Source organism: Mesorhizobium sp. B3-1-6 (assembly GCF_006439555.1).
Classification (GTDB): domain Bacteria; phylum Pseudomonadota; class Alphaproteobacteria; order Rhizobiales; family Rhizobiaceae; genus Mesorhizobium.
In genome coordinates this window covers 102,565-110,698 of sequence record NZ_VFTM01000025.1, presented here as the reverse complement: position 1 = coordinate 110,698, position 8,134 = coordinate 102,565, and the positions used below count along the sequence as shown (strand labels likewise).

Annotated in this window: 6 protein-coding genes and 2 pseudogenes; 5 read left to right on the top strand and 3 right to left on the bottom strand. The window is 59.2% G+C overall.

Going from position 1 to position 8,134, the window contains the following annotated elements; translation table 11 throughout:
* Positions 1-311: 311 nt before the first annotated feature.
* Positions 312-719, bottom strand: a pseudogene (locus tag FJ414_RS21930) (MucR family transcriptional regulator).
* A gap of 438 nt (positions 720-1,157) precedes the next feature.
* On the opposite strand from FJ414_RS21930, the gene FJ414_RS21925 reads away from it, so the two are divergent.
* Positions 1,158-1,541 (top strand): GFA family protein, encoded by a 384-nt coding sequence (locus FJ414_RS21925; protein WP_140646436.1) that lies wholly within the window; start codon positions 1,158-1,160, stop codon positions 1,539-1,541.
* A gap of 295 nt (positions 1,542-1,836) precedes the next feature.
* Here the strand turns inward: FJ414_RS21925 and FJ414_RS21920 are convergent, their stop codons facing one another.
* Positions 1,837-2,061, bottom strand: a complete 225-nt coding sequence (locus tag FJ414_RS21920; protein WP_348640016.1) for a hypothetical protein — start codon at positions 2,059-2,061, stop codon at positions 1,837-1,839.
* Between the two features lie 291 nt (positions 2,062-2,352).
* Here FJ414_RS21920 and FJ414_RS21915 point away from each other — a divergent pair.
* Positions 2,353-2,791, top strand: a pseudogene (locus FJ414_RS21915) (AAA family ATPase); the annotation flags it as partial.
* 933 nt (positions 2,792-3,724) lie between these two features.
* Entirely contained in the window at positions 3,725-3,931 is a 207-nt protein-coding gene (locus FJ414_RS21910) for a hypothetical protein (RefSeq protein ID WP_140646435.1), read from the top strand.
* Positions 3,932-4,167: 236 nt separating this feature from the next.
* Here FJ414_RS21910 and FJ414_RS21905 read toward each other — a convergent pair whose 3' ends face one another.
* On the bottom strand, positions 4,168-4,374 hold the full coding sequence (locus FJ414_RS21905) for a hypothetical protein (RefSeq protein ID WP_140646433.1): 207 nt from the start codon (positions 4,372-4,374) through the stop codon (positions 4,168-4,170).
* 437 nt (positions 4,375-4,811) lie between these two features.
* Between FJ414_RS21905 and FJ414_RS31885 the strand changes: the two genes are divergently transcribed.
* On the top strand, positions 4,812-7,514 hold the full coding sequence (locus tag FJ414_RS31885) for a PAS domain S-box protein (RefSeq protein ID WP_246672472.1): 2,703 nt from the start codon (positions 4,812-4,814) through the stop codon (positions 7,512-7,514).
* The gene (locus FJ414_RS21880) at positions 7,489-7,986 is read left to right on the top strand and encodes a response regulator (protein WP_246672471.1); all 498 of its coding nucleotides are present in this window, start codon (positions 7,489-7,491) and stop codon (positions 7,984-7,986) included. The genes FJ414_RS31885 and FJ414_RS21880 overlap by 26 nt, the downstream gene beginning before the upstream one ends.
* Positions 7,987-8,134: the final 148 nt, after the last annotated feature.

Sequence of the window (8,134 nt, the reverse complement as noted above, 5' to 3'; positions counted from 1 at the left end):
GCATCGATGCGATGGCATAGTCGGCTCTGTTGGTTCGATAGTCTTCCTTTTGGATGGTCATTGGTATTCCTCCCGCGCGGCTTTTCCCTCCTAAATGACGGCCAGAACCAATAGCCGCCAATGCATCGCAGCAGTCTACAAATTGAGGATTGTATTAAAATGATACACACCCGCGCGGAGCAGCAACGTTTCAGCGGGTGGCTGACGCGGGCGTAGCGGAACGGCGATTCCAGCTTCTAACAGTGTTCAATTCGTCGATGCAGACCGGGCCGGATGCGCCGCAGTCGCCCACGCAACGACGACGCGTACAATCACCGGCCCGAGCGCTTTTTACCGGCGATCCCCCTGGCTTGGCCCCAGGCTTGCGAACCGAGTCCGCTCGCCTTCGCCAGTGCCGACCGCTGCGCGGCATAATTTGGCGCTACCATCGGATAGTAACAAGCCAAGGCCTCATTTCTCGCGGTACTCGTCGGGCGTCAGGCCGTGCAACGCAAGATGCCGCTTCAGCGATTTGAACTTCTTCCCGTCCTCGAGGCAGATGATGTAGTCGGGGAGCACCGATCGCTTCGGATTGACCGTGGGCGCCAACGCAGGTTGCTCTGGTGCCTTGGCTGGCGAATGCCGGATGTATCGAGAGAAGCAATGAGGTCGGGCAGCCCCGATACGGGGAGGGGATTGTTGCCGACATATGCGGAGACGATGTCTGCGGTTAAGTTGATTAGCTCGTTGTTTGGGTCTGGTCGGCCAAGTCGTTTTCTATCCTGCTAGTCACCGGCCGGCCAATCGGAAGCTTCGCCGCACAATCAGAGATACGTGGCCGGGTTGCCTTCGAGGAACAGAACATGACGGCGCGCGCCCCAGGCAAAGCAGATGGCCCAACTCAACCAATCCTCTAATGCCGAAGGTTCTTCCGATCTGAGCGACAGCGATCCCGCCGCCTGATCAGCTACTTTGTGCGCATTTTGGAGCGGAGCGATTTGGCTGACTAGCAACCCAAGCTGGTCGAGCGGCGTATGCGATTTACATTATCTGAAGCCTTTCGCCGTAGCCGCGAGCGGATTCAGAAGACGCCTTAGACTCCGGCCGCTACTTCAGCCCATGACTCTAATAGCTTGCAACTTCATGGAACAATATCCTCCTCTGCGGGTAAGGTCTCCATGCCATCGGGTCGTTGTCTATGCGGGTCTGTGCGTTACGAAATAGCGGGCGAGCTTGCACAGCCTATAGCCTGTCACTGCACCCAATGCGCCCGCACAAGCGGCAACTTCGCGGCTATGGCGGCCTGTCGCTCGGAGGATCTCCGACTGCAAGCGTCGTCGACTCTCAGTTGGTACCGGTCGTCAGATGACGTCGAGCGGGGCTTCTGCTCGCGCTGCGGTGGTAATCTATTCTGGAAGGCGGCTCCGGGCATCGAAACCTTCGTCGCTGCTGGAACCCTTGACCGACCGACCGGCCTGCGCCTTGCCAAGCATATTTTCGTCGGCTCGAAGTCCGATTTCTACGATCTAACCGACGGCCTACCGCAGGAGCAGGATGGCTAGGTTCAGCCGGCAGGCGCTCGAATGGGGGCGCCTCAAACGGCCGCCGTCGGTTGCCAGTTTTTTTGGTCGGCACGCTTCGGCTGCCAGCTACAATTCGTCGCTTATGGCAAGTGAGGCGCCTCACCATCGATGATCAGCCGCCGATGCTCCGAGAAAGAGTGCCAGACCACCTGCCGCGCGTCCCGCTCATCCACCATCTGACCGCACCGGGGGCAGCGGTAGAAATACTCACTTTCGTGCTCGCAAATCCTTCCGTTGAGGTGAGCTTCGAATGGGCCGAGCTCCGAAAGCTTCGTCATGTCGCCTTGTCCATCAGAGGAGTCTTCCGCTTCGGCGGCACGTTGCGCATGACCAGCCTTACCGTATCGGCGTTGACCGTAACGGGAATGCCCAGGTTGACCGTGACCTTCGCTTCGTCGACATGAGTGACGTCGCCGGTCAGTTCGATCTCCTGGCCATGCGTGATCTTTGTCGTTCGGTCGATAATCGAGTGGGGAAAGTCGTATGAGGGGATCGTCACGCTGACGCGATCTCCGTCACGCGACCCCGCACCTTAGCGGTGATGGCGACCTCGTCGCCGACTTTGATGCTGCCCTTCGCCATAAAGGGAGTCTGGAGCGGGCAGCGGTTTAGTCAAGCAATCGCTAATGGAACGTTCAATCAGCCACCAAGTTGGGTGAATGCCGGGCGTGGAATCGTCCGCGCCGCTTTGTTGGGAGGTCTCCGGCCGCGCCCGCGCCGCGAGAGGCGTTGGAGAACTCGAGCCGAGAGTCTCGGCCACTTTGGATGAGTAGCGCTGTGCCCCGTATGGTTGGTCGGCGATCCACAGCAACTGCACGCGATCGAGGCGGGTGCTGCGTTCCGTTCGATCCACGAACGTCACTGCGGCGTCGAAATCGGCCAGGTGCGCAAGCAGCGCGAGGACTGGCAGCGTGATGCCACCTGCGATTTGGCAACCGGCAGGATCGGCGCAGCGATCGACGCCTATGAGGCGCAAGGCATGGTGCGTCAGGCGGCGACTCGGGACGACGCGCGCAGCGGTCTGGTCGAACGCTGGGATCGCGACAGGCAGACGCAGCCTGAGGCAAGCCGGATCATTCTCACCCACACAAACGACGAGGTGCGCGCGCTCAACCAGGCAGCACGCGAGCGCATGCGCGCTGCAGGCGATCTCGACGAAGATATTTCAAGTGGAAGTGGAACGCGGCGCGAGAGCTTTCGCCAGCGGCGACCGCATCATGTTCCTGCGAGAGGAAAATCAATAACCATGCAAAGGGAAGACAATCGAACGAACAGAGCCCATTTTCCCATGCATTGCTCGCCAAGAGACGTGGGAAAGAAATCCCCGTGAGTAAGAGACGTCGCCGCCATCAGGGCGATGGGCGGCAAGGGTCCGATCGGAATCAAACTTGGCGCTGGTGATCTGACCGGGACTGTCTTGCCTGGCCAATACCAAACGCAACGCTTCCCGGCTGTGAGCCCTTGGGTGGACGTGAACGAAGAGCTGGAGATTTGGACGCCGGATGAACGGCGCGCGCTCCTGCTGCGATTCTGGAATGCTCTGCTGGACGCCTACGGTCGGCCGCCTGCGCGCTCCATTACAGAGTTCGAGCGAGCAGCTGCGGTAGCGCCGCTTTCGAAATAGGCGATGCATGATTAACGCTTCTGGGGCTAAGCCAACGTCAGCAGTTCGATGCCGGACTGACCGGTTCCCAGTCGAAAGACCGACGGGTCAGCAACCCACCGAGCGCGTTGAAGCGGCCGTCCGCGCTACGTCGGATAGGCGCTCAAGTTCTTGCCGCATTCAACGCGGCTCGCCCTCGGCTAGCATCATCGAAATGAGAATGGCCCATATGAGTTTCCGCTGCCTTGATCGGCCAGGCGAGGTGCGGTGTCGGCAGCACCATGGCTTGGGCCCGCAAGCCGTCTGGCGGTTGCGGACACGAGGCGCAAAACGGCAGGCCTTCGAACTGGCCTGCCGAGATTGGCAACTGGCGGCCAACCCCGTCCGCTTCGAGCTTGGGAACTGGAATACGAGTTTGCCGGCGTCAGCCGCATTGAGAGCGCTCGCTGCGCTTGAAGCGCCCCTATATAATCCCCGCCGCCGCGTCACCTTGGGCGAATACAGCTTGAGAACGAATAGAATATTCGCCACTTCTTGTGCGAAGGTGGAATAGCGCACAATGCCGTTTAACGAAGACCGCTTTGTCCTGAATCTGACCGACAGCGAACTGGAAGATTTAATCAAAAAGTGGTTCGCACGCCTCGAAAGCAGCTATATCGGATTTGAGCGTCCCACGCGATCAGCGGACATGGGTCGCGCCGCCGTCGGATTCCTGTCCAACAACGCTACGACGGCGAATGGCACAATTATCAGTGTAAGCACCTGAAATCACCCTTGGGCAAGGCGGAGTTCGTCACCGAGCTCGGGAAATTTTCTACCATGCGGGCCAGGGCGAATTCACGCTGCCCACCAGCTACATTTTCGTCTGCCCCAACTCGGCGGTTCGCGATGTGAAAAAGGTGATTGACCGGCCGTCGTTCATCGCCGACTTCCTGATCGACAATTGGGCCGACTATTGCATCGCGCCGTCGACAGGACGATGACGCTGTTGAAGTAGACGTTCTATTTCCCGTATCGCTGCTCCAGCGCTTCGGCAATGTGTTCGCAAAGCAACTCCCCGGTGACGATGTTGACGTGGAGACGGATGCGTGCGCCCTGCGGATCGACCATCGTGATCACCGCGCCGCGGTCGGAGTATTCGAACGTATCCAGAACCTTGTGAATGACGAAGTCAGCTACGTTGGGCAGCGAGCCGGCGCGATCTTCCACGGCCTTTCTCCATCCCGAAATCAGCGGATCATCCTTTTGGTCGGCAGTCGTGTGCCTAGAAGGTCTCCGACAGCTGCCCGATCGTTAAATATGTAGCGGCTTGTACTAGCGTCCAGAAGAATATTAACGCTCCGCAGCATCCGTTGCGCATGTCCTTGGAGCGGGCGGCTTCTCGGCAAAAGCCAAGCCGGGAACCGGATCTTTGACTGGCTGCTTTCCGCATAGGTCTGGATAAGCGTCAGGTCGCGGTGCCGTGCAAGCGTGCTGCGACGGCTCAAAAAATAGCGGCATCATCGAGTCGCCGGATTTGCTGGTCCGGCGCCCGCGAACGCCTTCCAGCATAACACCTGCCGTTAATGGCCGGGTGAATTGTGCAGCCCGTTGGAACCTCTTGTGAAATCGAGTGTTAAGCTGCGTTTAGGGGAATTCAATCTTTCATGGAACAACGAGCTTTGCCCTCCAGCATTTCTGGCGCGAAATCCTTCGCCGATGAAAGGGACGTCGAAGGGCCCCGTGCGGTCCTGCTCCCCGGCAGCGATATGGAAGATTTCTTCGAGAATGCAGCCGTGGCTCTCCACCTGGTCGCGAATGATGGCACGATTTTGCGCGCCAATAGAGCCGAACTGGACTTGCTCGGCTATGCCGCGGAGGAATACATCGGCCGGAACATCCGCGAATTCCACGCCGATCCCGCCGCGATCGAAGACATTTTGCACCGCCTTTCTCGGCATGAGCAGCTTCGACATTATCGTGCGAGGTTGCGCGCCAAAGAAGGCTCCATGCGTTGGGTCGAGATAACATCGAATGTGCGTTCGGTTGGTGGTCAGTTCCTCAATACGCGCTGCATCACCATCGACGTGACTGAGAAGGTCGAAGCGGAAGAGTTGTTGCGCGAACAGGAGCAGAGGCTTGCCCTGACCTATCACAGCGCTGGTGTGGGAATCGTGGAAGCTGACGCCGAAGGCCGGCTGCTGCGGGTGAACGGACATTTGTGCCGTCTTTTGGCCTGTACGCAGGAGGACCTTGTTGGCCGATCTATTTTCGATCGGACCTTTCCTCCCGACGTCGAGGCGGATCGCATGAAATATCGCCAACAGGTCGCTGGCGAGATCAAAAGCTACACGATCGAGAAGCGGTTCGTGCGCAAGGACGGGTCGCTTTTCTGGGCTGTCGTGACGTCTTCCAGCGTCTACGACGGCAGTGGGCGGTTTCACTACGCGGTACGGGTGCAGCACGATATCACCGAGCGGAAAGAGATTGAGGCGACGCTCGCCCAAAGGGCCGAGGAGCAGGCTGCGCTGCATCAATTAACGGAAATGCTACAGCACGCCCGTACCCGCGAAGACGTCTACGAGGCGGCGCTCGACGCGATCCAGCGCGGGCTAAGATGTCAGCGTGCTTCTGTTCTGCTCTTGGAAGGCGGGATCATGAAGTTTGTCGCCTGGCGGGGCTTGTCGAAGGCATATCGAGGCGCCGTGGAAGGCCATTCGCCCTGGTCCGCGGCAGACCGCGATCCGCAGCCGATTTGCATGCGCGATGTGGAACAGGCCGAACTCCCCGACGGCTTGAGACAGGCAATCCGAACAGAAGGCATCGACGCGGTCTGCTTCATTCCGATAACCGAAGGTGGGCGTCTGTTGGGCAAGTTCATGGCCTATTTCGACGAGCCGCACGAATGCTCGGCCGAAGAGGTTGAAGTCGCCCGGACAATTGCACGCCAGCTCGGCTTTGGCATTGAGCGTGTCAAGACACAGAATGCGACCCGGCAATTGGCGGCAATCGTGGAGTCGTCCCATGACGCCATCGTAAGCAAGGATCTCAGAGGCGTCGTCTCGACCTGGAATCGCGGCGCCGAGCGGTTGTTCGGCTATACGGCCGCGGAGATGGTCGGTAAGCCCATCACCACTATCATTCCCGAGGGTCGGCAGCACGAGGAGCCGCTGATATTAGGCCGCATCCGCAACGGCGAACTCGTCGATCATTTCGAAACGGTTCGCCGCCGCAAAGACGGAACGCTGGTAGATATCTCTCTCACAATATCGCCGGTGCGGGATGCGTCAGGCCATATCGTCGGAGCATCCAAAATCGCCCGGAACATAACCGACAAAAAGGTAGCGGAAGCGAAGATACAAGACAGCGAGCGCCACCTTCAAGACCTGCTCGCGGCCATTCCTGCCGCGATCTACACCACGGATGGCGACGGTAAGATCACCTACTTCAATGAAGCGGCGGTGCAACTTGCCGGCCGAACGCCCGTCATTGGCACCGACGAATGGTGCGTGACATGGAAGCTCTACTGGCCGGATGGAACGCCGCTCCCCCACGATCAGTGTCCCATGGCCATCTCACTGCGCGAAGGGCGGCCCCTCCGGGGATATGAAGCGGTGGCCGAGCGGCCGGATGGTACCCGGGTTCCATTCATTCCCTATCCCACACCGATGCGCGATGCCGCGGGAAACATCACCGGCGCCATAAACATGCTGGTCGATGTGAGCGAGCGTAAGCAGGCAGAAAGCCAGCAACGGATCTTGCTCGACGAGCTCAATCATCGCGTGAAGAACAACATGATGATGCTGAAGTCCCTGCTTTCCATGGCGGCAAGGACCAGCAAGAGTTCGGAGGCTCAAACCGTTCTGCATGAGGCCAGCAAGCGGGTGGCCGCCATGGCTGCCGCTCAGCGGGTCCTCTATGACACGCCCGATGCCATCAACTTCGGTGCCGAACCTTTCCTGGGAGCTGTTTGCGAGACAGCAAAACAGATGTTTCCCGCAGCCGTTCAATTGGTCTGCGAGGCAGATCCGATCCAACTGCCGAACGACGTTGCGATGCCGCTGGCGCTTATTATCAACGAGCTTTTGATCAATGCCGTGAAGTATGGCTTGCCCGGAAATGAGCATGGAACTATTCGCGTTTCCATCAGACAGAACGGCCGGGCGATTAGCCTTGTGGTAGAGGATGAGGGCCCGGGCTTCGAACTGAGTTCGGTACGCTCGTCGTCGTCCGGCCTGCGACTTGTCGAAGGCCTGGTGCGACAGATCGGCGCGACGTTCGAAGTCAGCCGGAGCCCGTCCAGATGCACCATTATTTTTTCTCAGATGCCTCAGGAGATTGGCCTTGCGACCAAAAGCAGCGATACCTGAGTTGAGCCGTGCGGGGGACATCAATCGGCCCTTCAAGCCGCAGGTAGTCTTCTCCCGAGATGATGTGAGCGGAGGACACCCCGAAACCGCTCTGAACCAGCCGATTCTGATCGTCGAAGACGACTACCTGATCGCGCTGGATGTAGTGGCGGGACTGCTGGCCGAAGGCTTCTCGCTGGCGGGCCTCGCGACCAGCGCCGATGAGGCGATAAGTATGGCGCTCTCGACCAAGCCGGTGCTTGCCCTGATGGATATCCGCTTGCTCGGCAAGCGGGACGGCATCGACGCGGCCGTGGAATTGTACCGCGAGTTGGGCATACGGTGCGTCTTTACGACGGCCCATAGCGATCGCGACGTGCGGCTTCGAGCCGAAGCGGCCAGACCGCTGGGCTGGGTGCAGAAACCCTATTCGATAGCGACGCTAGTCGCAGCCATTCGAAATGCTCTTCAGGAGCTCGAGAAGGAGAGCTGAACGCGCGGGGAGGCTCATTTAAGCAGTCGGACGCGCCGAGCGCCACGTCAGTGCTTGATTTTGGGTGTGATTTGAACCTATGGACCAGGTCTAGAGGGCGAGGCGATGGAGACTTTCGGTGGTACCTCGCTGGTTGCTCGCGGAAGCA

Excerpts from the sequence above, each read along its gene's own strand:
- FJ414_RS31885 (WP_246672472.1), top strand. The coding sequence starts at position 4,812 with ATGGAACAACGAGCTTTGCCCTCCAGCATTTCTGGCGCGAAATCCTTC.
- FJ414_RS21925 (WP_140646436.1), top strand. The coding sequence starts at position 1,158 with ATGCCATCGGGTCGTTGTCTATGCGGGTCTGTGCGTTACGAAATAGCG.
- FJ414_RS21910 (WP_140646435.1), top strand. The coding sequence starts at position 3,725 with ATGCCGTTTAACGAAGACCGCTTTGTCCTGAATCTGACCGACAGCGAA.